The organism is Nocardioides aquiterrae (assembly GCF_039526625.1).
GTDB classification, from domain to species: Bacteria; Actinomycetota; Actinomycetes; order Propionibacteriales; family Nocardioidaceae; genus Nocardioides; species Nocardioides aquiterrae.
In genome coordinates, this window is the sequence record NZ_BAAAJE010000022.1 from 19,634 (window position 1) to 43,080 (window position 23,447).

General features: G+C 72.3%; 25 protein-coding genes. 2 read left to right on the top strand and 23 right to left on the bottom strand.

The annotated features are described in order from the left end of the window. Window position 1 precedes the first annotated feature (1 nt). From guaD to ABD086_RS18850, 10 genes are all read right to left on the bottom strand, one after another. A complete protein-coding gene (gene guaD / locus ABD086_RS18805) occupies window positions 2–1,276 on the bottom strand; it encodes a guanine deaminase (RefSeq protein WP_343909148.1) in 1,275 nt (424 codons plus the stop codon). Beyond that, window positions 1,273–2,073 carry a xanthine dehydrogenase accessory protein XdhC gene (gene xdhC, locus ABD086_RS18810; protein WP_343909149.1) on the bottom strand — a complete coding sequence of 267 codons (801 nt, stop codon included), beginning with the start codon at window positions 2,071–2,073 and terminating at the stop codon, window positions 1,273–1,275. The genes guaD and xdhC overlap by 4 nt, the downstream gene beginning before the upstream one ends. Beyond that, window positions 2,070–4,298 (bottom strand): xanthine dehydrogenase molybdopterin binding subunit, encoded by a 2,229-nt coding sequence (locus tag ABD086_RS18815; RefSeq protein ID WP_343909150.1) that lies wholly within the window; start codon window positions 4,296–4,298, stop codon window positions 2,070–2,072. The genes xdhC and ABD086_RS18815 overlap by 4 nt, the downstream gene beginning before the upstream one ends. Further along, the gene (locus ABD086_RS18820) at window positions 4,295–5,725 is read right to left on the bottom strand and encodes a xanthine dehydrogenase small subunit (RefSeq protein ID WP_343909151.1); all 1,431 of its coding nucleotides are present in this window, start codon (window positions 5,723–5,725) and stop codon (window positions 4,295–4,297) included. Before ABD086_RS18820 ends, ABD086_RS18815 begins: the two co-directional genes overlap by 4 nt. Window positions 5,726–5,958: 233 nt before the next feature. Beyond that, complete coding sequence (locus tag ABD086_RS18825) at window positions 5,959–6,774, bottom strand: bifunctional allantoicase/(S)-ureidoglycine aminohydrolase (protein ID WP_343909152.1); 816 nt, start codon at window positions 6,772–6,774, stop codon at window positions 5,959–5,961. Further along, entirely contained in the window at window positions 6,771–8,069 is a 1,299-nt protein-coding gene (gene allB, locus ABD086_RS18830) for an allantoinase AllB (RefSeq protein WP_343909153.1), read from the bottom strand. Before allB ends, ABD086_RS18825 begins: the two co-directional genes overlap by 4 nt. Beyond that, window positions 8,059–8,370: a hydroxyisourate hydrolase gene (uraH, locus tag ABD086_RS18835; RefSeq protein WP_343909154.1), complete on the bottom strand. Its 312-nt coding sequence runs from the start codon at window positions 8,368–8,370 to the stop codon at window positions 8,059–8,061. Before uraH ends, allB begins: the two co-directional genes overlap by 11 nt. Next, complete coding sequence (gene uraD, locus ABD086_RS18840) at window positions 8,370–8,852, bottom strand: 2-oxo-4-hydroxy-4-carboxy-5-ureidoimidazoline decarboxylase (RefSeq protein WP_343909155.1); 483 nt, start codon at window positions 8,850–8,852, stop codon at window positions 8,370–8,372. Before uraD ends, uraH begins: the two co-directional genes overlap by 1 nt. After that, on the bottom strand, window positions 8,849–9,700 hold the full coding sequence (pucL, locus tag ABD086_RS18845; protein WP_343909156.1) for a factor-independent urate hydroxylase: 852 nt from the start codon (window positions 9,698–9,700) through the stop codon (window positions 8,849–8,851). The genes uraD and pucL overlap by 4 nt, the downstream gene beginning before the upstream one ends. A 2-nt stretch (window positions 9,701–9,702) precedes the next feature. Beyond that, the gene (locus ABD086_RS18850) at window positions 9,703–10,845 is read right to left on the bottom strand and encodes a DUF6986 family protein (RefSeq protein WP_343909157.1); all 1,143 of its coding nucleotides are present in this window, start codon (window positions 10,843–10,845) and stop codon (window positions 9,703–9,705) included. A gap of 42 nt (window positions 10,846–10,887) precedes the next feature. Between ABD086_RS18850 and ABD086_RS18855 the strand changes: the two genes are divergently transcribed. Next, entirely contained in the window at window positions 10,888–12,552 is a 1,665-nt protein-coding gene (locus ABD086_RS18855) for an NAD(P)/FAD-dependent oxidoreductase (protein ID WP_343909158.1), read from the top strand. Between the two features lie 94 nt (window positions 12,553–12,646). Here the strand turns inward: ABD086_RS18855 and ABD086_RS18860 are convergent, their stop codons facing one another. Next, a complete protein-coding gene (locus ABD086_RS18860; RefSeq protein WP_343909159.1) occupies window positions 12,647–13,537 on the bottom strand; it encodes a PfkB family carbohydrate kinase in 891 nt (296 codons plus the stop codon). A gap of 23 nt (window positions 13,538–13,560) precedes the next feature. Between ABD086_RS18860 and ABD086_RS18865 the strand changes: the two genes are divergently transcribed. Then, the gene (locus tag ABD086_RS18865; protein WP_343909160.1) at window positions 13,561–13,908 is read left to right on the top strand and encodes a GntR family transcriptional regulator; all 348 of its coding nucleotides are present in this window, start codon (window positions 13,561–13,563) and stop codon (window positions 13,906–13,908) included. 164 nt (window positions 13,909–14,072) lie between these two features. Here the strand turns inward: ABD086_RS18865 and rplQ are convergent, their stop codons facing one another. The 12 genes from rplQ to secY all read right to left on the bottom strand — a co-directional run bounded on the left by rplQ (window position 14,073) and on the right by secY (window position 23,339). Next, window positions 14,073–14,711, bottom strand: a complete 639-nt coding sequence (gene rplQ, locus ABD086_RS18870; RefSeq protein WP_343909161.1) for a 50S ribosomal protein L17 — start codon at window positions 14,709–14,711, stop codon at window positions 14,073–14,075. Between the two features lie 74 nt (window positions 14,712–14,785). Next, window positions 14,786–15,802, bottom strand: coding sequence for a DNA-directed RNA polymerase subunit alpha (locus tag ABD086_RS18875; protein WP_343909162.1), 1,017 nt, complete (start codon window positions 15,800–15,802; stop codon window positions 14,786–14,788). Window positions 15,803–15,930: 128 nt separating this feature from the next. Further along, a complete protein-coding gene (gene rpsD / locus ABD086_RS18880; RefSeq protein ID WP_343909163.1) occupies window positions 15,931–16,539 on the bottom strand; it encodes a 30S ribosomal protein S4 in 609 nt (202 codons plus the stop codon). Between the two features lie 32 nt (window positions 16,540–16,571). Continuing rightward, the gene (rpsK, locus tag ABD086_RS18885; protein WP_343909164.1) at window positions 16,572–16,979 is read right to left on the bottom strand and encodes a 30S ribosomal protein S11; all 408 of its coding nucleotides are present in this window, start codon (window positions 16,977–16,979) and stop codon (window positions 16,572–16,574) included. A gap of 65 nt (window positions 16,980–17,044) precedes the next feature. Next, window positions 17,045–17,419 (bottom strand): 30S ribosomal protein S13, encoded by a 375-nt coding sequence (gene rpsM, locus ABD086_RS18890; RefSeq protein ID WP_343909165.1) that lies wholly within the window; start codon window positions 17,417–17,419, stop codon window positions 17,045–17,047. Window positions 17,420–17,662: 243 nt separating this feature from the next. Beyond that, the gene (rpmJ, locus tag ABD086_RS18895) at window positions 17,663–17,776 is read right to left on the bottom strand and encodes a 50S ribosomal protein L36 (protein WP_011757308.1); all 114 of its coding nucleotides are present in this window, start codon (window positions 17,774–17,776) and stop codon (window positions 17,663–17,665) included. A 31-nt stretch (window positions 17,777–17,807) separates the two neighbouring features. After that, on the bottom strand, window positions 17,808–18,029 hold the full coding sequence (gene infA, locus ABD086_RS18900) for a translation initiation factor IF-1 (RefSeq protein WP_011757309.1): 222 nt from the start codon (window positions 18,027–18,029) through the stop codon (window positions 17,808–17,810). 233 nt (window positions 18,030–18,262) lie between these two features. Further along, window positions 18,263–19,306, bottom strand: coding sequence for an LLM class flavin-dependent oxidoreductase (locus ABD086_RS18905; RefSeq protein WP_343909166.1), 1,044 nt, complete (start codon window positions 19,304–19,306; stop codon window positions 18,263–18,265). A 28-nt stretch (window positions 19,307–19,334) separates the two neighbouring features. Next, window positions 19,335–20,348: a TerC family protein gene (locus tag ABD086_RS18910; protein WP_343909167.1), complete on the bottom strand. Its 1,014-nt coding sequence runs from the start codon at window positions 20,346–20,348 to the stop codon at window positions 19,335–19,337. Window positions 20,349–20,499: 151 nt separating this feature from the next. Continuing rightward, window positions 20,500–21,318, bottom strand: a complete 819-nt coding sequence (gene map / locus ABD086_RS18915) for a type I methionyl aminopeptidase (protein ID WP_343909168.1) — start codon at window positions 21,316–21,318, stop codon at window positions 20,500–20,502. Between the two features lie 121 nt (window positions 21,319–21,439). Then, window positions 21,440–22,015 carry an adenylate kinase gene (locus tag ABD086_RS18920; protein ID WP_343909169.1) on the bottom strand — a complete coding sequence of 192 codons (576 nt, stop codon included), beginning with the start codon at window positions 22,013–22,015 and terminating at the stop codon, window positions 21,440–21,442. A 19-nt stretch (window positions 22,016–22,034) separates the two neighbouring features. Beyond that, window positions 22,035–23,339: a preprotein translocase subunit SecY gene (gene secY / locus ABD086_RS18925; protein WP_343909170.1), complete on the bottom strand. Its 1,305-nt coding sequence runs from the start codon at window positions 23,337–23,339 to the stop codon at window positions 22,035–22,037. Window positions 23,340–23,447: the final 108 nt, after the last annotated feature.

Here is a 23,447-nt window from a genome sequence, read left to right on the forward strand (position 1 = left end):
CCTAGAGGCGCTCCCCCGCCACCCAGACGCCGGCGACGTCGGCCGGGGTCCCCAGCGCGAACACCTTGGACAGCGCCGCCTCCGCGGACGCGGCGTGCCGCAGCCCGACGTCCAGCGGGTCGCCGTCCTCGGGGCAGATCCAGACCGCGTCGAACGGCCGGCCCTCGCCCAGGTCCCCGACGTCGAGGCCGAGCGCCAGGGCGCCGGCCCGGGTGGCGAGGAACAGCAGGTGGGCCGGCGTGAGCGGCACGCCCTCCGCGCCGAGGAGCGCCTGCATGAACGACGCCTGCAGTCCCTCCTTGAGCAGCGAGAAGCCGGTGCCCGCGCCGACGTCGGAGCCGAGCGCGACGCGCACGCCGTGCTCGACGTGCCGCCGCAGCGGGAACAGCCCGCTGCCCAGCGCCGAGTTGCTGGTCGCGCAGTGCGCGACGGCCGCGCCGCGGCCGGCCAGCAGCTTCAGCTCGTCGTCGGTGGCGTGCACGTTGTGGGCGAGCACGGAGCGCTCGCCGACCAGCCCGTGCGCGTCGTACGTCCCGACGTAGTGCAGCGCGTCGGCGAACAGCTCGCCGACTGCGGTCACCTCGTCGGGGTTCTCGTTGACGTGCGAGGTGAACCAGGTGCCCGGCTCGTCCTCGAGGACGGCGGCACAGGCGTCGAGGGTGGCCTCGGTGGTCGAGTACGAGAAGCGCGGCGTGACGGCGTACCGGACCCGCCCGGTGCCGTGCCACCGGCGGGCGAGCGCGCGGGACTCGTCGTACGCGCGCTCCGGCGTGGTGAGCAGCGCGTCCGGCAGCCCGCGGTCGCTGACCACCAGGCCCGCGGTGACCCGCAGCCCGACCCGGCTGACCTCCCGGAGGAGGACGTCCACGGCCGGTGCGAAGTGCGAGCCGAAGACCAGCGCGGACGTCGTGCCCGCCCCGACCAGCCCGTCGACGAACTCGCGGGCGATCACCTCGGCGTACGCCGCCTCCGCCAGCCGGCACTCCTCCGGGAGCGCGCACCGGTCGAGCCACTCCAGCAGCGGCAGGCCGAGCGAGCCGATCACCCGCACCTGCGGGAAGTGGACGTGGGTGTCGACGAAGCCGGGCAGCATCACGCCGCCGCGCAGGTCCAGCACCTCCTCGTCCGGGTGGGCGGCGCGGAGCTCGGCGTACGGCCCGCGGGCCGCGATCACCCCGTCGGCGACCAGCAGCCCGGCGTCCTCGTCGTGCCGCAGGACGCCTCCGGCGAACGGGTCGTCGGGGGTGTCCATCACCCGCGCGCGGACCAGCGTCATGGCCGGACCGGGGCGACCTGCCGCAGCAGCGCGGCCGCCACCGACAGCGCCACCACCGCCGGCTCCTTGCCCGGCAGCGACGGGTCGCCGATCGGGCAGGTGATCCGGTCGACCGCGTCGGCCGGGTGTCCCTCGACCAGCAGACCGGAGCGGAACCGCGACCACTTCGCCGCCGACCCGATCAGCCCGACCGGGCCGAGGTGCGCGCAGCGCAGGGCGGCATCGCAGATCGCGAAGTCCTCGGCGTGGTCGTGGGTCATCACCAGCACGTGGGTCCCGGCGGGCACCGAGCCGAGGACCAGCTCCGGCACCGGCGCGTGGTGGACGTGCACGGTGCCGACGGCGTCCGCGAGGCAGGCGAGGCGTTCGTCGGCGAGCTGGTCGCGCCGCGAGTCCACGAGGTGCAGGTCGAGGTCGTGGCGGGCCAGCACCCGGGCCAGCTCCAGCCCGACGTGGCCGACGCCGAACACCGCCACCGCGGGTACGACGGGCAGCGGCTCGAGCAGCAGCGTCACCTCGCCCCCGCAGCACTGCCGGCCGTGGTCGGTGCGGGCCTTGTCGCTGAGCGACACCGTCAGGGTCTCGGGCCGGGTCGGCTCCGCCAGCATCGCCCGGGCCTGCACGACGGCGGTCTCCTCGAGGTTGCCGCCGCCGACGGTCCCCCAGGTCGCGTCGGCGGAGACGACCATCTTCGCGCCGGCCTCGCGCGGGGCGTGGCCGCGCGCCTCGACCACGGTGACCAGCACGCCGGGCACTCGCTCGCGGCGCAGCCGCGCGACCGCGTCCAGCCAGCTCATCGGGCCGGCACCTCCTCGCGGGACCGCAGCCGCTCGACCGCCCAGTAGACCGCCTCCGGCGTCGCCGGCGAGGCCAGCTCGACGCTCGTGCCCGGTGGGCCGAACGCGGCCGCCGCCTGGCGCAGCGCCTCCCGGACCGAGAACGCCAGCATCAGGGGCGGCTCGCCCACGGCCTTGGAGCCGTAGACGACGCCGTCCTCGTGGGCCGCCGGCAGCAGCGTGACGTGGAGCTCGGGCGGCATCTCGCTGAAGCTGGGCAGCTTGTAGGTGCTCGCCGCGTGGGTGAGCAGCCGCCCGTCGGCGTCGTCCCAGCGCAGGTCCTCGAGCGTCAGCCAGCCCGCGCCCTGGACGAAGCCGCCCTCGATCTGGCCGAGGTCGACCAGCGGGGAGAGGCTGTCGCCGACGTCGTGGACGATGTCGACCCGGCGCGTGGTGTACGCGCCGGTGAACCCGTCGACCTCGACCTCGGCCGCGGCGGCGCCGTACGCGAAGTACTTGAACGGGTGGCCGCTCATCAGCGCCGCGTCCCAGTGGATGCCCTCGGTGCGGTAGAAGCCCGCGGCCCACAGCTGGATGCGCTGGGCGTACGCCGCGCGGACCCGCTCCTCCCAGGTGTCGCCCGCGACGCCCTCGAGCCGGGCGAGGATCTGGTCGCAGGCGTCCTGGATGGCGGCGCCGTTGAGGTCGGCGCCGGAGCTCGCGGCGGTGGCCGAGGTGTTGGGGACCTTGTCGGTCCGGGTCGGCGCGAGCCGGACCTTCGCCAGGGGGAGGCCCAGCGCGGTCGCGGCCACCTGAATCATCTTGGTGTGCAGGCCCTGGCCCATCTCGGTGCCGCCGTGGTTGATCAGCACCGAGCCGTCCTTGTAGACGTGCACGAGCGCGCCGGCCTGGTTGAACGCGGTGAAGTTGAACGAGATGCCGAACTTCACCGGCGTCACCGCGAGCCCCCGCTTGGTGTGCGGGTGCGCCGCGTTGAACGCCTCGATCTCGGCGAGCCGCTCGCGCACCCGGCCCTCGGCGACGACCTGGTCCCAGGCCAGCCCGGCGCGCTCGGGGTGCCGGACCTCCTGGCCGTACGGCGTGGTCTGGCCGGCCGTGTAGAAGTTGCGGCGGCGCAGCTCCATGGGGTCGACGCCGAGCAGCGGCGCGCACCGGCCGAGCACGTCCTCGATCACCAGCATCCCCTGCGGCCCCCCGAACCCGCGGAACGCGGTCTGCGAGGTCTTGTGGGTGCGGGCGACGCGGCCGTGCGCGCGCACGTGCGGGATCCAGTACGCGTTGTCGACGTGGCACAGCGCCCGCGCCAGCACCGGCTCGCTGAGGTCGAGCGACCAGCCGCCGTCCGACGTCAGCGTCACGTCGAGCGCCTGCAGGCAGCCCGCGTCGTCGAACCCGACCCGCCAGGCCGCGTGGAACCCGTGCCGCTTGCCGGTCATCGTGATGTCCTGCTGGCGCGTGAGCCGCACCCGCACCGGGCGGCCGGTCAGCGTGGCGCCGAGCGCCGCGACCGCGGCGTACCCGTGCGGCTGCATCTCCTTGCCGCCGAAGCCGCCGCCCATCCGCAGGCACTGCACGGTGACCTCGTGGCTGCGCCGGCCCAGGACGTGCGCGACGATCTCCTGGGTCTCGGTGGGGTGCTGGGTGCTGGACTGCACGAACACCTGCCCGGCCTCGTCGACCAGGGCGACCGCGGCGTGGGTCTCGAGGTAGAAGTGCTCCTGGCCGGCCATCTCGGTCTCGCCGCTGAACACCCGGCTCGCCTTCGCGAGGGCGGTCTCGACGTCGCCGCGCTGGACGGTCGGCTGCCCGCCCTGGAAGCTCCCGGCCGCGATCGCGTCGCGAACCCCCACGATCGCCGGCAGCTCCTCGTAGTCGGCCTCGACCGCCGCGGCCCCGAGCCGGGCGGCCTCGAGGGTCTCGCCGAGCACCCAGCAGACCGCGTGCCCGTGGTACATCACCTCGCTCGGGAACAGCGGCTCGTCGTGCTTGGTGCCGGCGTCGTTGACCCCGGGCACGTCCGCGGCGGTGAGCACCCGCACCACGCCCGGCACGTCGTACGCCGGCGCCGGGTCGAGCCGGGTGACGCGCGCGTGCGCGACGGGCGCCTGCACCGGGTGGGCGTGCAGCACGCCGGGCAGCCGGACGACCAGGTCGTCGGTGTAGAGCGCCTCTCCCGTGACGTGGAGGGCGGCGCTCTCGTGCGGGAGCGGGAGGCCGACGCTCATGCCGTCGCCTCCGCGAAGAGCTTGCGGAGCGCCTCGCCGAGCATCGCGGAGCGGTAGGCCGCGCTCGCCCGGTGGTCGTCCATCGGCGTGCCCTCTCCCGCGAGGACGCGCGCGGCCTCGTCGACCGTCGCCTGCGTCCAGGGCCGGCCCTCCAGCGCCGCCTCCGTGGCGAATGCGCGCAGCGGGGTGGCGGCGACGCCGCCGAGGCCGATGCGGGCGCGGGTGACGACCCCGCCCGCCACGCCGCTCTCCACGCCCCCGGCGACGTCGAGGGCGAACGCCACGGCCACGCCGGAGATGTCGTCGTACCGCCGCTTGGCGATCTTGTGGAAGGCGGTCAGCGCGGCCAGCGGCCGCGGGACGCGCACCGAGCGGATCAGCTCCCCCGGCCGCAGCTCCGTCTGCCGGTAGCCGGTGAAGTACTCCGCGAGCGGCACCTCGCGGTCGCCGGCGCGGCCGCTGAGCACCAGCGTCGCCTCGAGCGCCAACAGCGCCGGCGGCAGGTCGCCGATTGGAGAGGCGGTGCCGAGGTTGCCGCCGATCGTCGCGGCGTTGCGGATCAGCCGGGACGCGAACTGCGGCCACACCCGGTCCAGCAGCGGCACGGCCCCGCCGAGGCCGCGCTCGACCTCGCTCAGCGTGAGCGCCGCGCCGATCTCGATCGGGTCCGTGCTGAGCTCCCGCAGCTCGGGCAGCCGGTCGACCACCACGAGGTACGCGGGCCGGGCGCCGCGCAGGTTCACCTCGACGCCGAGGTCGGTGGCGCCGGCGAGGACGGTCGCGTCGGGGTGCTCGGCGAGGCGGTCGAGTGCCTCGCCGAGCGTCTGGGGGCGGACGAGCTCGCCGACGCCGTCGACCACGCGGGTCGCCGCGGGGGCGGGAGCGGGCCGCGTGCGCCGTACGGCGAGCGGGTCGTCCGCGTCCGGGTCGCCGAGCGCCCAGGCGGCGTCCCGGATCGGCCGGTAGCCGGTGCACCGGCACAGGTTGCCGCTCAGCGCGTGCAGGTCGAAGCCGTTCGGGCCGTGCTCGTGGTCGGCGCGGCCGTTGGCGTGCCGGCCGGCACGGTAGTACTCCGCGGCCATGCTGCACACGAACCCCGGCGTGCAGTAGCCGCACTGCGACCCGCCCCGCTCGGCGAGCTCGCGCTGCACCGGGTGCAGGTGGTCGGAGCGGCCGAGCCCTTCCGCGGTGACGACCTCCTGGCCGTCCAGCGCCGCGGCGGGGACCAGGCAGGCGTTGAGCGCCGTCCACGCGGTGCCGTCGCCGTCGGGGCGGGCGACGAGGACGGAGCAGGCGCCGCACTCCCCCTCGGCGCAGCCCTCCTTGGCGCCGGTGAGCCCGAGCCCGCGGAGGAAGTCCAGCGCGCTGAGGTGCACCGGCGCCCCCGCCAGGGGGCGCGCCGTGCCGTTGACGGTGACCTGCGTCATCTCGCCTCCACGCACGCTCGACGTCCGCATGGTTCCGGGTCACCGCGGCCGCCGGTTATCCATGCCGAACGACGGGCCGCTGCCCGCCACTGTACGTGACGCGGGTCACAGGTGCAGCCCGCTCCGGGTGACCGGGCGCCGTGCAGTTCTCGTTCAATTGAACGACCAGACTGGTTCTACGCGCGGGTAACCGAGGCTGATCGTTCAATTGCGAAGAAACGGCCCCCCGGGGCTCACCCCAGCCGCAGCGACGGATGCCGGTTGACGTCCTTGTAGAGCAGGTACCGGAACCGGCCGGGGCCGCCGGCGTAGCAGGCCTGCGGGCAGAACGCGCGCAGCCACATGAAGTCGCCCTCCTGGACCTCGACCCAGTCCTTGTTCAGCAGGTAGACCGCCTTGCCCTCGAGCACGTAGAGCCCGTGCTCCATCACGTGGGTCTCCGGGAACGGGATCGCGCCGCCGGGCTCGAAGCTGACGATGTTGACGTGCATGTCGTGCCGGACGTCGTCGGGGTCGACGAACCGCTGGGTGCCCCAGGCGTCCGTGCCGGGCATCGGCCGGACCGGCACGTCGCTCTCGTGGGTCACGAACGCCTCGGGCACCGCGACGCCGTCGACCCGCTCGTACGCCTTGCGGATCCAGTGGAACGTCGCGTTCTGGCCGGCTTCGTTGTGCAGCGTCCAAGCGGTGCCGGGTGGCAGGAACGCGTAGCCCCCGGCCTGCACCCGGTGCCGCACGGCGCCGACCGTCAGCGACACCACGCCGCCCACCACGAAGAGCACGGCCTCGGCATCCGGGTCGGGCTCGGGCTCCGACGAGCCGCCCCCGGGCGCGACCTCGACGACGTACCAGCTGAACGTCTCCGCGAAGCCGCTCAGCGGCCGGGCGATCACCCACAGCCGGGTGCCCTCCCAGTGCGGCAGCCGGCTGGTGACGATGTCGCGCATCGTCCCGCGCGGCAGCACGGCGTACGCCTCGGTGAACACGGCCCGGTCGGTCGTGAGCTCGGTCTGCGCCGGCAGGCCACCGGTCGGCACGAAGTACGTCATGCTCCCCTCCTCAGCAGCCGGCCGCGCGGGGCGGCCGCCAGGTCGATCGGTGCGCCGCGCAGCCACGTCTGCCGGACGGTGCCGGTGAGCGTACGCCCGTCGTACGGCGAGACGGGGTTCTTGTGCTGCAACGCCGCGGCCTCCACGCGGAAGGTCTCGTCCGGCGCGAGCACGCAGAAGTCGGCGTCGTTGCCGACGGCGATCTCGCCCTTGCCCGCCAGCCCGACCCGGCGGGCCGGGGCGGTCGCCATCCAGCGCGCCACGTCGGTGAGACCGAGGCCGCGCTCGCGGGCCGCGGTCCAGACGAGCGGCAGCGAGAGCTGGAGGGAGGCGATCCCGCCCCAGGCCTCGGCGAAGTCGCCGCGCTTGAGCTCGGCCGGGCACGGCGAGTGGTCGGACACCACGAAGTCGATGTCGCCGGCCGCCAGCGCGGCCCACAGGCGGTCCCGGTTGGCCCCCTCGCGGACCGGCGGGCAGCACTTGAACTGCGTGGCGCCCTCGGGGACGTCCTCGGCGGCGAGCACCAGGTAGTGCGGGCAGGTCTCCACCGAGACGCCGCTGCCGCGCAGCGACGGCAGCGCGTCCGCCGCGCTCAGGTGGACGACGTGCGCGCGGCTCCCGGTCTCCCGCGCGGTGGCGACGACGAGGTCGATGGCCCGCTGCTCGGCGGCCGCCGGGCGCGAGGCGAGGAACCCGTCGTACGCCGTGCCGTGCGCCTCGGTGACCAGCGCGCCGTCCTCGGCGTGCACGATCATCAGCGCCCCGAGCCGGGCGGTCTCGGTCATGGCGGTCCGCAGCTGCGCGGGGTCGAGCGGCGGGAACTCCGCCACCCCGGAGTCGAGCAGGAAGCACTTGAAGCCGTACACGCCCGCCTCGTGCAGGGGCGCCAGGTCCGCGTGGTTGCCGGGCACGGCGCCGCCCCAGAAGCCGACGTCGACGTGCGCCTGGCCGCCCGCGGCCGCCCGCTTCACCTCGAGCGCCGCGACCGTGGTGGTCGCCGGGACGCTGTTGAGCGGCATGTCGACGATCGTCGTCACGCCACCGGCCGCCGCGGCCCGGGTCGCGGTCGCGAAGCCCTCCCACTCGGTGCGGCCGGGCTCGTTGACGTGCACGTGCGTGTCGACCAGCCCGGGCAGCAGCACCTCGTCGTCGGCCAGCGTGACGACCTCGGCCGCCGACAGGTCGTCGTACCCCGCGACCTCGGCGACCCGCCCGGCGCGGATCCCGATCGCGACCGCCCGCTCCTCGCCCCCGACGACCGCCCGGCGGGCCCGCAGGACCAGCTCAGCTGCCACGGTAGGTCGCGTAGCCGAACGGGTTGAGCAGCAGCGGCACGTGGTGGTGCTCGTCGGCGACGATCCGGAACGTCACCGCGACCTCGGGGTAGAACGCGTCCGGGCCGAGGTACGTGCCGGTGTCGAAGCGCAGCACGTAGGCGCCGGTCTCGAGGTCGGCGCCGAGCCGGCCGACCCGGCCGTCGGCGTCGGTGACGCCCTCGTCGAGCACCTCCCCGAGCGCGTCCTCGAGGCGGACCCCGATGCCGGGCGCGGGCCGGCCGCGGCTGGTGTCCAGGACGTGGGTGCTCAGGGTCGCCATCAGGCCTCCACCTGCCGGAGTCGGACCAGCATGATCTCGCCGAGCTGGCGGACGGTCTCCGCGCGCTCGGTCGCGTCGTCGTTGCCGAGCCGCCGTTCGAGCTCGGCCAGGATCTCGTGGGAGTCGCGCCCTGCCGCGCGGATCAGGAAGACCCGGTCGAAGCGCTCCTCGTAGGCCCGGTTGCCATCGGCCAGCCGCCGCAGCACCTCGGCGTCCGAGCGGTCGACGCCGGCCTGCTCGCGCGCCGAGTGAGCGGCGTCGTGCCCGGCCCCGGCGCGCTCCCCGATCCGCGGGTGCCGGGCCAGAGCCGCCGCCAGCTCGTCGTCGGACAGCGTCGCCGCGGCGGCCGCGGCCGCGCGCTCCAGGGCCGCCGGGTCGCCGTACGGCCGCCCGGCCAGCACCTCGTCGACGAACCGCGGTACGTCGAGGCACGCGGCCAGCGCCGCCCGTGCCCGGTCCTCCGGCAGCTCGTCCAGCCTCACGGCTCCTCCCGGGTCACGGTCGCCTCGATCAGCCCGTACGGCCGGTCCGCGGCCACGAACACCTCGCCCGGGTTGTCGAGCCCGAACGGCGCCAGGTCGACGAGGAAGTGGTGCTTGTTCGGCGCGGAGAAGGAGATCTCGGCGAGGTCGTCGTGGGCCTCGAGGACCGCCCGGCCCATCGCGTAGAGCGTCTCCTGCAGGGCCCGGCTGTAGGTGGTCGCGAACGTCGCCATCACCAGCGCGCGCACCGCGGCGTACGACGCGTCCCAGTCCTCGGGGTCGGCGCGGTGCCGCCAGGTCGCGTCCAGCGAGGTGGCGAGGATCCGGTCGTCGGCCTCGGCCAGCGTCGTGTACTCGTCGCGCAGGAAGCCCTTGAACTCCGACCCGGTCGACTTCAGGACCACCAGGTCGCGGAAGCCGGACTCGACGGCGACGGCCTCCCGCGTCCGCCCGACCGTGGCCGTGCGGACCTCCTGGCCGCGGCGCACGAACGCGTGGTCGTGGCCGGTCCCGTCGACCTGGATCCGCTCCCAGGCGTACTCGTCGACGGCCACCCGCGCGCCGGTCGCGGCGGGCGCCGCCTCCAGCAGCCGCTCCGACAACGCGAGCGCGTAGTCCTCCGGAGAGGAGACGCCGTGCCGCTTCGCGTACGCGAACGCGGTGTTCTTCTGCGTGTCGGTCGGCAGCACCGCGGCCTGGTCGCCGTCGACGTGCGCGGCGGCGAAGTCGCCCCGGAGCGCGGTCGAGACGTTGAGGTCGCGGATCGTGTGCCGGGGCGTGTCCCGGACGATGCGGACCACCCGGGTCTCCGCCTTGCCGTACTGGTTGGCGCCGAGCACGATGCCCATGGTCAGCTCCCCTCTTCCTCGTCGAGCGCGCCGCACTCCCGGCCGCGCCGGATGAAGTCCGCCAGCGCCCGGTCGGTCGCCGGCTCCTCGAGCACCGACGACCGGTCGAGGCGCTCGCGGTAGAACGCGAACGTCGCGGCGTACCGCGTCGGCAGCTGCGCGGGGTGCAGGTCCCACCCCTGGTAGAAGCCCCGCTCCAGGGAGTGGCGCACCAGCCGCAGGTGCGTCTCCCAGCCGCGGCGGACGGCGTCCGCGTCGCCCACCGGCAGCACGTTGGTCGAGCCGTCGGAGAGCCAGACGCCGGTGCCCGCGGCGGCCGCCTGCATCACGGCCTTGGCGTGGTCGGCGGCCGGGTGGTCGAGGCTCTGGTACGGAGCGGCGATCCCGAGGAAGGCGCTGTAGTCGTAGGTCCCGTAGTGCAGGCCGGTGCATCGGCCGTCGGCGGCGTGCACCATCCGCGCGATCAGCGTGGTGCCGTCCGGGCCGAGGATCGACTGCGGCGTCTCGACCTGGATCTCGAAGCGCAGGCTGCCCGGCTCCAGGCCCAGCACCGTCTCGAGGTGTCCGGCGGCGTGCACCATCGCCCCGACCTGGTCGACCGAGGTCACCTTGGGCAGCGTGACCAGGAAGCCCCGCGGCAGCGGCCCGCCGTCGGCGAGCCGCTCCACGAACGTCGCGAGCGTGCGCAGCCCGCGGTGCCGGGTCGGTCGCTCCAGGCTCTTGAACCGGATGCCGAACCACGGCGGCGCCGTGCCGTCGGCGATCGCGACGCGCAGCGCGTCCGCGGCCGCGGCCACCGCCGCGTCCTCCTCGTCGTCCGGGCGCGGGCCGTAGCCGTCCTCGAAGTCGATGCGCAGGTCGTCGAGCGGCCTGGTCGCCAACCGGGCGCGCACCCGCGCGAGCAGGTCGCGGTCGTCGCCGGTCAGCTCGAGGAACAGCGCCTCGTGCTCGGCGAGCGCCGCGAGCGCGACCTCGCCGTACCGCGTCACCGTGTCGGCCGCGAACCGGTCCGCCGGCACGTAGATCGTCTGCACCGGCTGGCGCTCCGGCCGGGGGCCCGGGTAGCGGCGGGCCAGCTCGGCGTCCGCCCCGGCGAGGCGCGCGTCGAGCTCCCCCGTCAGGCGCGCGAGCTCGAGGTCCGCCATGGACGCACCCTAATGGCTTGTCAGAGTTCCTAGGCTGATCCCGTGAGCACCCCCGCCATCGTGCTGATCGGGGCCGAGCACCCCGACGAGCTGCGCGCCGGCTTCGCGCGCTACGAGCGCGAGTACGACGTGCGCCTGGCGCGGTCGTGCCAGGAGGCCCTCGTGGCCACCCACGACGTCGTCGGCGCCGGCGGCACCGTCGCGATGTACGTCTCGGAGTCCGTGGTGCCCGACGCGGAGTCGGTGCTGCACGCCTTCCACAAGCTGCGCGAGAAGGTCCCCACCGCGCGCCGCGTGATCGCCGCGCACTGGGAGCGGTTCATGGCCGACGCCCCGGGCCTGCGGGCCGGCCTGGCCACCGGCAAGTACGACGCGTTCCTGCTGATGCCCCGCGGGATCCGCGACGAGGAGTTCCACAACGCGATCACCGACCTGCTCTCGGACTGGGGCTCGACCGTCCCGGACCCCGAGGTGGTGTCGGTGAAGATCGTGTCGCCGGCCCGCGACGGGCTCACCCTCGCGATCCGCGACTTCCTGGACCGGATGGGCCTGCCCAGCGGCCTCTACCCGCCGGACTCCGACGGCGGCCGGTTCGTGCTGGACAAGTGGGAGGGCGAGCCGGCGTACCCGCTCGTGTACGCGTTGGACCGCCCCGTGGTGCACGCGACCTCGGTGCGCGACGTCGCGATCGCGCTGTACGGCGCGCCCACCGAGCTCGACCTGGACCACGTGGTCGACGTGGCCGTGGTCGGTGGTGGCCCGGCCGGCCTCGCGGCCGCGGTGTACGCCGCGTCCGAGGGTCTCTCGACGGTGATCCTGGAGGCCGAGGCGATCGGCGGCCAGGCGGGCACCAGCTCGATGATCCGCAACTACCTGGGCTTCCCGCGCGGCATCTCCGGGATGCGGCTGGCGCAGCGGGCGCGCAACCAGGCGCTGCGGTTCGGCGCGCGGTTCTACACCGGGCAGGTCGTCGACGAGCTGCGTCCCGGGTACGGCGGCGCCCCGCACGTGCTGTGCACGGAGAGCGGCGAGGTGGCCGCCCGGTCGGTGGTCATCGCCAGCGGCGTCGCCTACCGCAAGCTGCGCGTCGACCCGCTCGAGGAGCTGGTCGGGACGGGCGTCTACTACGGCGCGGCGATGACCGCCGCCCGCGAGATGGAGGGCCAGGACGTCTTCGTGGTGGGCGGCGGCAACTCGGCCGGCCAGGCCGCGATGCACCTGGCCCGGTTCGCGCGCTCGGTCACGATCCTGGTCCGCCGGCCGGCGCTCGAGGAGACGATGTCGGCGTACCTGGTCGGCGAGATCGCCTACAACAGCCGGATCACCGTGCGCACCTGCACCGAGGTGGTCGACGGCGGCGGCGACGGCCGCCTGGAGTGGCTGGCCCTGGAGGACACGCGCACCGGCGAGCGGGGGCGGGTGCCGGCGTACGGCCTGTTCCTGCTGCTCGGCGCCGAGCCGCACTGCGACTGGATCCCCGGCGACATCGCCCGGGACCCGCGGGGCTTCGTGCTCACCGGCCGCGACGTCCCCCAGGAGCACTGGGTCGGCGGGCTGCCGCCGGCGGAGCTGGCGACCACGGTGCCGGGGGTGTTCTGCGCGGGCGACGTGCGGGCGGGATCGATGAAGCGGGTCGCCTCCGCGAGCGGCGAGGGGGCGTCCGTCGTCCCCCTGGTGCACGCCTGGCTGGCGCCTGAGCGCCCGTGATCCGAGCGCGCGAGGATCACGGGGACGGCGCCAGGTCGAGTAGCCGCGCGTCCGAGGGACGAGGGCGCGACCGGCGTATCGAGACCGAGCCGGCCTAGAGCTCGCTCCGGTACGGCGGGTCCGCGCCGGGCCGGGAGACGGTGACCGCCGCGGCCCGGGCCGCGTGGGCGAGCACCGCCTCGATCTCGTCGCTGGTGAGGTCGGCCGGCGACCGGCCCCAGAGCGCGTCGATCACCGCCGCCCCGAAGGTGTCGCCCGCGCCGATGGTGTCGGCGACCTCGACCGGCAGCGAGGCGACCTCGACCGTGTGGTCGCGGCCCACCCAGGTGGCGCCCGCCCCGCCCCGCGTCACCACGACCGCGGCCGGGCCGAGCCCGAGGACGTGCCGGGCCGCGGCCTCGGTGTCGAGGTCCGGGTACAGCGCCTCGAGGTCCTCGTCGGAGGCCTTCACCAGGTCGGCGACGGCGGCCATCCGCTCCACGCGCGCGACCAGGTCGGGGCCGGTGCCGGTGATCGCGGGCCGGGCGTTGACGTCGTAGCTGATCGTCGCGGTCCCGTGCAGGCCGCGGAGCAGGTCCACGACCTGGCTGGCCCCGGGCTCGAGCACCGCGCCGATCGAGCAGACGTGGACGGCGACCGGCCGCCCGGCGTCCACCTCGCCGATCCGCCAGTCGAGGTCGAACTCGTACGACGCCGCGCCGTCGGCGCCGATGGTCGCCGCCGCGGTCGCGGTCCGCTCGAGCACGTGCGGGTCGGTGGCCAGGGCCACGCCCGCGTCGGCGAGGTGCCGGGCCAGGACGGCGCCGCGCGCGTCGTCGGCCCAGGCGGTCACGAACCGCACCCGCCGGCCGAGCCGGCTCAGGGCGACGGCGACGTTGGCCGCGCTGCCGCCGGCGTACTCCGTCGTCGTGCCGTCCGCGCCGTGCACGATGTCGACCAGGGACTCCCCCACCACGAGCACGTCGCGGTCTGCGTCATCGGCCATGGGATGTCTCTACCATGCGGGGCATGGAGGTGTTCCCCCTCGACGCGACCTCGGACGTCCCGCCGTACGAGCAGCTGCGCGTCCAGATCGCCTCCCGCGCCGCGTCCGGGGAGCTCCCGGCCGGCACCAGGCTGCCCACGGTCCGCGCCCTCGCCGCCGACCTCCACCTCGCGGCCAACACCGTCGCGAAGGCCTACCGGGCGCTCGAGTCGGACGGCGTGATCACCACCGAGGGCCGCCGGGGCACGCTCATCGCCTCGGTCGCCGACTCGACCGAGGCCCGCGACGCGACCGCGGCGTACGCCGCCCTCGCCCGCCGCCACGGCCTCACCCGCGAGGAGGCCCTCAACCTCGTCGACCGCTCCTGGTGAGACCCGACGTCGAGTTGGGCCGAAATCACCGTCGAGTTGGGCCTGGTTCCCGGGGACCGCAGAACTCCGGCCCAACTCGTGGGGAACGCGGGCCCAACTCAACGGAAATGAGACCGGCCCGCCAGCGCGAACGCTGACGGGCCGGGGTGAGTACGACGAGGGCCTCAGGCCTTCTCGTCCTCCTCGGTGCTCTCCTCCGTGGCCTCCGCGGCCGGGGCCTCGTCCGCGACGGGCTCCTCCTCGGCGACGACGCTCTCCTCGGGCGACGCCTCCTCGGTGAGCTCGGTCGGCGCGTCGGTCGCGGCGTCCTCGGCGACGGTCTCCTCCACCACGGTGTCCTCGACGAGGGCGTCCTCGGCGACGGTGGACGTGGCGGCGGGGGTCTCGGCCTTCGGGGCAGCCTTCTTCGCCTTCGGCGCGGACGGCTGGTAGGCCTCGGTCACCAGCTCGATGACCGCCATGGGGGCGTTGTCGCCCTTGCGGGGGCCGATCTTGGTGATCCGCGTGTAGCCGCCCGGACGCTCGGCGAAGGTCGGCGCGATCTCGGTGAAGAGGGTGTGCACGACCGACTTGTCGCGGATGGTCCGAAGGACCTCGCGCCGGTTGTGCAGACTGTTCTCACCGAGGTGGGCCTTCTTCGCCTTGGTGATCAGCTTCTCGGCGTGCGGCCGCAGCGCGCGGGCCTTGGCCTCGGTCGTGGTGATGCGACCGTGCTCGAACAGCTGGGTGGCCAGGTTCGACAGGATCAGGCGCTGGTGGGACGGGCTACCGCCGAGGCGGGGACCCTTGGTGGGCTTGGGCATCGTTCTCTCTCATTTCTCCCGGGCCGTACGAGGTACCCGGGTAGACGGCCGACGCGGTGTCGGTCGGTGTGGGATCAGTACTGCTCGTCCTCGACGAACGCGTCGTCGTCGTCGTCGCCGTACGCCGCGAGCGCGGCGTGCGGGTCGAAGCCGGGCGCGCTGTCCTTGAGGGACAGGCCCATCTCGACCAGCTTGGCCTTGACCTCGTCGATCGACTTCGCACCGAAGTTGCGGATGTCGAGCAGGTCCTGCTCCGAGCGGCTGATGAGCTCACCCACGGTGTGGATGCCCTCGCGCTTGAGGCAGTTGTACGAGCGGACGGTGAGCTGCAGGTCCTCGACCGGGAGGGCGAGGTCGGCCGCGAGCTGCTCGTCGACGGGCGACGGGCCGATGTCGATGCCCTCGGCCTCGACGTTGAGCTCACGGGCCAGGCCGAACAGCTCGACCAGGGTCTTGCCGGCCGAGGCGATCGCGTCGCGGGGACGGATCGACGGCTTGGTCTCGACGTCGATGACCAGCTTGTCGAAGTCCGTGCGCTGCTCGACACGGGTGGCCTCGACCTTGTAGGTCACCTTCAGGACCGGGCTGTAGATCGAGTCGACCGGCATCCGGCCGATCTCGTTGTCCGTGCCCTTGTTCTGGACGGCGGACACGTAGCCACGGCCACGCTCCACGACCAGCTCCATCTCCAGCTTGCCCTTGTCGGACAGGGTGGCGATCTTGAGGTCGGGGTTGTGGACCTCGACGCCGGCCGGCGGCGCGATGTCCGCGGCGGTGACGTCACCGGCACCCGACTTGCGCAGGTACATGGTGACCGGCTCGTCGTGCTCCGAGGAGACGACCAGGCCCTTGAGGTTGAGGATGATCTCGGTGACATCCTCCTTGACGCCCTCGATGGTCGAGAACTCGTGGAGGACGTTGTCGATCTTGATGCTGGTGACCGAGGCACCCGGGATGGAGCTGAGCAGGGTACGGCGGAGCGAGTTGCCCAGCGTGTAGCCGAAGCCGGGCTCCAGCGGCTCGATCACGAACCGCGAGCGGAACTCGTCGACGGACTCTTCCGACAGGGTGGGGCGCTGTGCGATGAGCACTTGTTCTTTCCTTTCCGGGTCCGACCGCTATTTGACGGGCCCGAACATGCTGGCGACGGAAGGTGGGTCCCGCTGGGGCCAGGGCAGCAGCCCCAGCGGGGGTCCAAGGGGGCCGGAGCCCCCTTGTGTCACTTCTTGGAGTAGTACTCGACGATGAGCTGCTCCTGGACCGGGATGTCGATCTGGGCCCGGACCGGGAGCTGGTGGACGAGGATGCGCATCCGCGACGGGATGGCCTCGAGCCACGCGGGGACGACGCGCTCGCCGTGGGTCTCGCGAGCCACGATGAACGGCGTCATCTCGAGCGACTTCTCGCGCACGTCGATGACGTCGTGCGCCGCCACCTGGTACGACGGGATGTCGACCTTGCGGCCGTTCACCTTGAAGTGGCCGTGCACGACCAGCTGGCGGGCGTGGCGGCGGGTCCGGGCGAAGCCGGCGCGGTAGACGACGTTGTCGAGGCGGCACTCCAGGAGCTGGAGCAGGTTGTCGCCGGTCTTGCCGGCGCGCCGCGAGGCCTCGGAGTAGTAGTTGTGGAACTGCTTCTCCATCACGCCGTAGGTGAAGCGAGCCTTCTGCTTCTCACGAAGCTGGAGGAGGTACTCGCTCTCCTTGATGCGGCCGCGGCCGTGCTGGCCGGGCGGGTACGGGCGACGCTCGTAGGACGAGTCGCCACCGACGAGGTCGACGCCGAGACGGCGCGACTTCCGGGTCATGGGGCCGGTGTAACGGGCCATTTCTTACAAGTCTCCTGTTCTCGGTCGCCGGGTCAGACGCGGCGGCGCTTGGGCGGGCGGCAGCCGTTGTGCGGCGTGGGCGTGACGTCCTGGATGGTGCCGACCTCGAGGCCGATCGCACCCAGGGACCGGATCGCCGTCTCGCGGCCCGAACCCGGGCCCTTGACGAAGACGTCGATCTTCTTCATGCCGTGCTCCATCGCCCGGCGTCCGGCAGCCTCGGCGGCCATCTGCGCGGCGAACGGGGTGGACTTGCGGGAACCCTTGAAGCCGACGGTGCCGGCCGAGGCCCACGAGATCACCGCACCGGTCGGGTCGGTGATCGTGACGATGGTGTTGTTGAACGTGCTCTTGATGTGGGCTTCGCCCGTCGCGACGTTCTTCTTCTCCTTGCGGCGCACCTTCTTGGCGCCGGCCGCGCTGCGGCTCTTGGGAGGCATGCAGTTATCTCCTGAAGTAGCTGGTCTGTGAGTACGAGGTCAGTGAGTCGCCCTGAGGCGTCGGCTCACTTGGCCTTCTTCTTGCCGGCAACCGTGCGCTTCGGACCCTTGCGGGTGCGGGCGTTGGTCTTGGTGCGCTGACCGCGGACCGGGAGGCCCATGCGGTGACGGCGACCCTGGTAGCTGCCGATCTCGATCTTGCGACGGATGTCGGCCTGGACCTCGCGACGGAGGTCACCCTCGATCTTGAAGTTGGCTTCGATCTCGTCACGGAGCTTGACCAGCTCTTCGTCACCCAGCTGGTGCACGCGCAGGTCCGGGTTCACACCGGTGGCCTGCAGGAGCTGCTGGGCGCGGGTACGGCCGATGCCGTAGATGTAGGTGAGTGCGATCTCGATGCGCTTGTCGCGCGGGAGGTCGACACCAACGAGGCGTGCCATGTGGCGGTTTCCTTCTGTTGTCCGCAGCGGTTTCGGTCGTGTCGCGTCCCGGCCTCGTACGTCCCGGGCTCCGGCCGTCTGCTCCGGAGGTGGCTTCGCCGCGTCGGAGGACGTGGCTAGCGATCACGTTGTGTGGTGTTCAGTTGTGTCTGTTCAAACGGTGTGTGACCCCGCTCCGCGGGCTCACACGGCGCGCATCCCTTCGGGCATCCCTGACTTCGTCAGGTTCGCCCTCGGGCTGCTTCAGCCTTGACGCTGCTTGTGGCGCGGGTTCTCGCAGATCACCATGACGCGGCCGTGGCGACGGATCACCTTGCACTTGTCACAGATCGGCTTGACACTCGGCTTGACCTTCACTGTCAGGCCCTTTCCGGTAGGAGCGGCTTTCTCACTTGTACCGGTAGACGATGCGACCCCGGGTGAGGTCATACGGCGAGAGCTCCACCACCACGCGGTCCTCGGGGAGGATCCGGATGTAGTGCTGGCGCATCTTGCCGCTGATGTGGGCGAGAACCTTGTGGCCGTTGCTCAGCTCCACGCGGAACATCGCGTTCGGGAGAGCCTCCACGACGGTGCCCTCGATCTCGATCACGCCTTCTTTCTTCGGCATGTCCTCCACAATCTGTTGGTTGCTTGTCTACCGTGTGGCCCGGGAACCTCCGCCCCGGCGGGGCGGTGGACCTCGTGAAGCCGCTCGTGGACCCCATCCCGGGCACGCGCACGAGCCACTCCGGGGAGTGATTCGCTTGGTTTCCGGGCAGCCGCGAGGCACCACGAAGCAGACCCACGTTGGGCCGACACGCCAGTTTAGTCGCTAACGGGTCGAAAACCCCAACTCGGCGGCTACGCGAGCAGGCGCAGGGTCTCCTCGCGGGCGGGGCTCGCCCCCGGCTCGGTCCCGGTGTACGCGCCGGCGACCGGGTGGACCATCACCTCGTCGACGCCGTACGTCGCGGCGAGCTCGTCGATCCGCGCCCGGGCCCGGTCGGGGGCACCGATCACCCAGCGCTCCGCCATCTGCTGCATCAGCTCGAGGTGCGGCTGCGGCAGCTCGACCTTCTCGGCCTCCTCGACCAGCCGCTGCGGGCGCAGCTCCTGGCCGGTGCGCAGCGCGAGCATCGACTGGAGCTGCGGCAGCGCGAGCCGCGCGGCCTCCTCCTCGGTCTCGGCGACCACGGCGTTCACCGTGAGGAAGGTCCGCGGCTCGGCCAGCTCCGGGGAGGGCCGGAAGCTCTCCCGGTACAGCGCCAGGGCCTCGGCGGTGCCGCTGCCGGAGAAGTGGTGGGCGAACACGTAGGGCATGCCCTTCTCGGCGGCCAGCCGGGCCGAGTAGTCCGAGGAGCCGAGCAGCCAGGTCACCGGCACCGACGTCGCCTGCGGTGTCGCCCGCAGCGGGTAGGTGCGGCCCTGGATCGCGAGGCCGACGCCGGACGGCTCCATCATCGCGAGCACGTTGTCGACGTACTCGGGGAAGTGGGTGACCGCCTCGTCGCTGACCCCGCCGGCGCCGTGGCGGAGGGCGTAGGACGTGACCGGGTCGCTGCCCGGCGCGCGGCCGATGCCGAGGTCGATGCGACCGGGGAACGCCGCCTCGAGCAGCGCGAACTGCTCGGCGACGACCAGCGGCGCGTGGTTCGGCAGCATCACGCCGCCCGACCCGACCCGGATCCGCGAGGTGGCGCCGGCGACCAGGCCGATCAGCACCGGCGGGTTGGTCGCCGCCACGGCCGGCATGTTGTGGTGCTCGGCCAGCCAGTAGCGCCGGTAGCCGAGGTCGTCGGCCGCCCGCGCGAGCGAGAGCGTCGCCCCGACCGCGTCACCGGTGGTCTGGTCGGTGCGGACGGGGACCAGGTCGAGGACGGACAGGGCGGGACGGCGTTCGCTCACTCCACCTCAACCCCGGCGGGCGGGGCGGCTATTCCGGCTCCAGCTTGCCGGTGCGCTCGGTGATCTCCTCCTCGGACATCTTCCGGGACGCGAGCAGGCTCCCGGTCGCGGTCACCGCCAGCGTCACGATGATGACCCCGAGGCTCAGCAGCGACGAGATCTCGGGCACGTGCACCGGCTCACCGCCGTTGATGAACGGCAGCTCGTTCTCGTGCAGCGCGTGCAGGACCAGCTTCACGCCGATGAACGCGAGGATGAAGGCCAGCCCGAGCGACAGGTAGACGAGGCGCTTGAGGAGGCCGCCGAGCAGGAAGTAGAGCTGCCGCAGCCCCATCAGCGCGAAGACGTTCGCGGTGAAGACGATGTACGGCTCCTGGGTGATGCCGAAGATCGCCGGGATCGAGTCGAGCGCGAACAGCAGGTCGGTGGTGCCGAGCGCGATGATCACGATGAGCATCGGCGACACCACGCGGGCGCCGTTCAGCCGGTAGAACAGCTTGAGCCCGCGGTACTCCTCACCGACGTTGAGGTGGCTCTGGGCGAACCGGATGACCCGGCTGTTCTCGGGGTGCTCGTCCTCGTGGCTGCGGTAGCTCTTCACCAGCGTGACGGCCGTGTAGACGAGGAACGCGCCGAACGCGTAGAAGACCCAGCTGAAGTTCTCGATCAGCTGGTAGCCCAGCGCGATGAAGATGCCCCGGAAGACCAGCGCCAGGATGATGCCCACCATGAGGGCCTCCTGCTGGTACTCGCGCGGCACCCGGAGCGCGGCCATCAAGATGATGAACACGAACAGGTTGTCGATCGACAGCGAGTACTCGGTCAACCAGCCCGTGTAGAACTCGATGCCGAGGTCGTGCCCGTGCGACGCCCAGATCCAGGCGCCGAACACCACGGCCGCGCCGATGTAGACGCTGAGCGCGACCGCGCACTCGCGGAAGGACGGCTCGTGGGGGTTGCGCGCGATGACGAAGACGTCGAACAGCAGCACCGCGCAGGTGATGCCGATCGTGAGGGCCCATTCGAGGGTGGAGATCTCCACGGTGGAGGTGCCTTTGCAGTAGGGGACGACGGATCGTCAGAGGTCTCTCCCACCGCCGTACGGCGGTCCGCGGGCCCGGGGCAGAGCCCGTGCTGACGAGCCCGCGGCGGAAGGGATACTCCCCCCTGCGGCGCCCAGTCTGTCACACGGGTCAGCGACCCCCGAACGGGACCCCTAGGGCGGTGAGCTGGTGCTCGCCTCCGTCGATGGCTGTCAGTACCCAGGTACCCGTCGGCGTCAACGTGAAGGTGTGCTCGAAGTGGGCCGCCCAGCGGCCGTCGTCGGTCACCACGGTCCAGTCGTCCTCCAGGACGCTGACCTCCTTGGTGCCGAGGGTCACCATCGGCTCGACCGCGAGCGCGAGCCCCTCGACGAGCCTGGGGCCCTTGCCCGGCCGGCCGTAGTTCGGCACGTTCGGCGGCTGGTGCATCGCCGACCCGATGCCGTGGCCGGTGTAGTCCTCGAGGATGCCGTAGCCGCCCTGGCCGCGGACGTACCGCTCCACGGCGTGCGAGATGTCGGTGACCCGGCCGCCGAGGTGCGCGGCCGCGATGCCGCGCCACATGGCCTCCTCGGTGACCCGCATCAGCTCGGTCACGTCGTCAGGCACCGCCCCGACCGGGACGGTGATCGCGGCGTCGCCGTGCCACCCCTCCACGATGGCTCCGCAGTCGATGGAGATCACGTCGCCGTCGGTGAGCACCCGGTCTCCCGGGATGCCGTGTACGACCTCGTCGTTGACCGAGGCGCAGATCGAGCCCGGGAAGCCGTGGTAGCCCAGGAACGACGGGGTCGCGCCCGCGGACCGGATGCTGTCCTCGGCGAGCGCGTCGAGCTCGCCGGTGGTGATGCCGGCGCGGACGTGCCCGCGCAGCAGCTCGAGCGTGCGGCCGACCACGAGGCCGGCCTTGCGCATCGCGTCGATCTGGTCGGGCGTCTTGATCTCGACGCCACGGTCGAGGAGCCTCACAGGTTGTCTCCTACCTTCCGGGGTCTCGACACGCCGTCCCCTGCTGCGGCTCCTGAGGAGCCGAGGGACGAGGCGTCTCGAAGGGCGACCACCATCAGCGGATCCGCTGACGCGTCCCCGCTCAGGACTCTTCGAGGCCGTCGAGGGCTTCGAAGATGCGGGCGGTGACCTCGTCGACCTCGCCCATGCCGTCGACCTCGACCACGATGCCGCGCTTGCTGTACACGTCGATCAGCGGCTCGGTCTGCTCGAGGTAGATCTCCTGGCGGCGGCGGATGACGTCCTCGGTGTCGTCCGCGCGGCCCTCGATCTGGGCGCGCTGGAGCAGCCGGCTGACGATCTCGTCCTGGTCGACGGTCAGGCAGACCACGGCGTCGAGCCGGTGCCCGGTGAACTCGATCATCCCGTCGAGCTCCTCGACCTGCGCGAGGGTGCGGGGGTACCCGTCGAGCAGGAAGCCGTTGGCGGCGTCCGGCTCGTCGATGCGGTTGCGGACCATCCGGTTCGTCACCTCGTCGGGCACGTACTCTCCGGCGTCCATGTAGCGCTTCGCCTCGAGCCCGAGCTCGGTGCCCTCCGACACGTTGGCGCGGAAGATGTCGCCGGTCGAGATCGCCGGGATCTTGTAGTGCTCGGCGATGAACTTGGCCTGCGTGCCCTTGCCCGCGCCCGGGGGGCCCATGATGATCAGACGCATGTGACTAGCTCAGCCTCACTCACCGAAGGAAACCTTCGTAGTTGCGCTGCTGGAGCTGGCTCTCGATCTGCTTCACCGTGTCCAGCGCGACGCCGACCATGATCAGGATGCTGGTGCCACCGAACGGGAAGTTCTGGTTGGCGCCGATCACGGCGAACGCGATGAGCGGGATGAGGGCGATGAGGCCGAGGTACAGGGCACCCGGCAGCGTGATGCGGGACAGGACGTAGGACAGGTAGTCCTCGGTCGGCTTGCCCGCCCGGATCCCGGGGATGAAGCCGCCGTACTTCTTCATGTTGTCCGCCACCTCTTGGGGGTTGAAGGTGATCGAGACGTAGAAGTAGGTGAAGAAGACGATCAGCGCGAAGAAGGCGAGCATGTACAGCGGGTGGTCGCCGCGCACCAGGTAGTCGCTGATCCACGTCGCCCACTTGTTGTTCGGGTCGCTGTTGAACGAGGCGAGCATCGCGGGGAGGTAGAGCAGCGACGAGGCGAAGATGACCGGGATGACGCCGGCCTGGTTCACCTTGAGGGGGATGTACGTCGAGCTGCCGCCGAACATCTTGCGGCCCACCATCCGGCGGGCGTACTGCACCGGGATCCGGCGCTGCGCCTGCTCGACGAAGATGACGGCGGCGATGACCACGAGCCCGATCACGATGACGACGCCGAGCGTCCACCAGCCCTTGGACTTCTGCACCGCCCAGAGCGAGGACGGGAAGCCCGAGACGACCTGGGTGAAGATCAGCAGCGACATGCCGTTGCCGATGCCGCGCTCGGTGATCAGCTCGCCGAGCCACATGATCACGGCGGTGCCGGCGGTCATGGTCACGACCATGACGAGGAACGTCGCGGTCCCGTCGTCGTGGAGCAGGTTCTCCTGACAGTTCTGCAGGAGGCTCCCGGACCGGGCGAGCGCGACGATGCCCGTCGCCTGGAGGACCGCGAGGCCCAGCGTCAGGTAGCGGGTGTACTGGGTGATCTTGGTCTGGCCGGACTGGCCCTCCTTCTTGAGGGCCTCCAGGCGCGGGATCACCACGACGAGGAGCTGCAGGATGATGCTCGCGGTGATGTACGGCATGATGCCGAGCGCGAAGATCGTCAGCTGGAGCAGTGCTCCGCCGGAGAACAGGTTGACCAGGCTGTAGAGGCTGGCGTTCTCACCGCTGGTGGCGGCGTCGACGCAGCGCTGGACGTTCGCCACGTTGACACCAGGGGTCGGGATCTGCGATCCGAGCCGGAAGATCGTGATGATCATCAGCACGAACAGCAGCTTCCGCCGCAGGTCCGGTGTCCGGAAAGCGTTCGCGAACGCGCTCAGCACGAGATCCTCTTTCTCCAAGCGTGAAGCGGCCCCCGCGACGTACTCGCAAGGACCCGGGGAAGCCTAACAGCCACCGGGTCAACCCCCGAATGCGCGTCGGGCGCGACG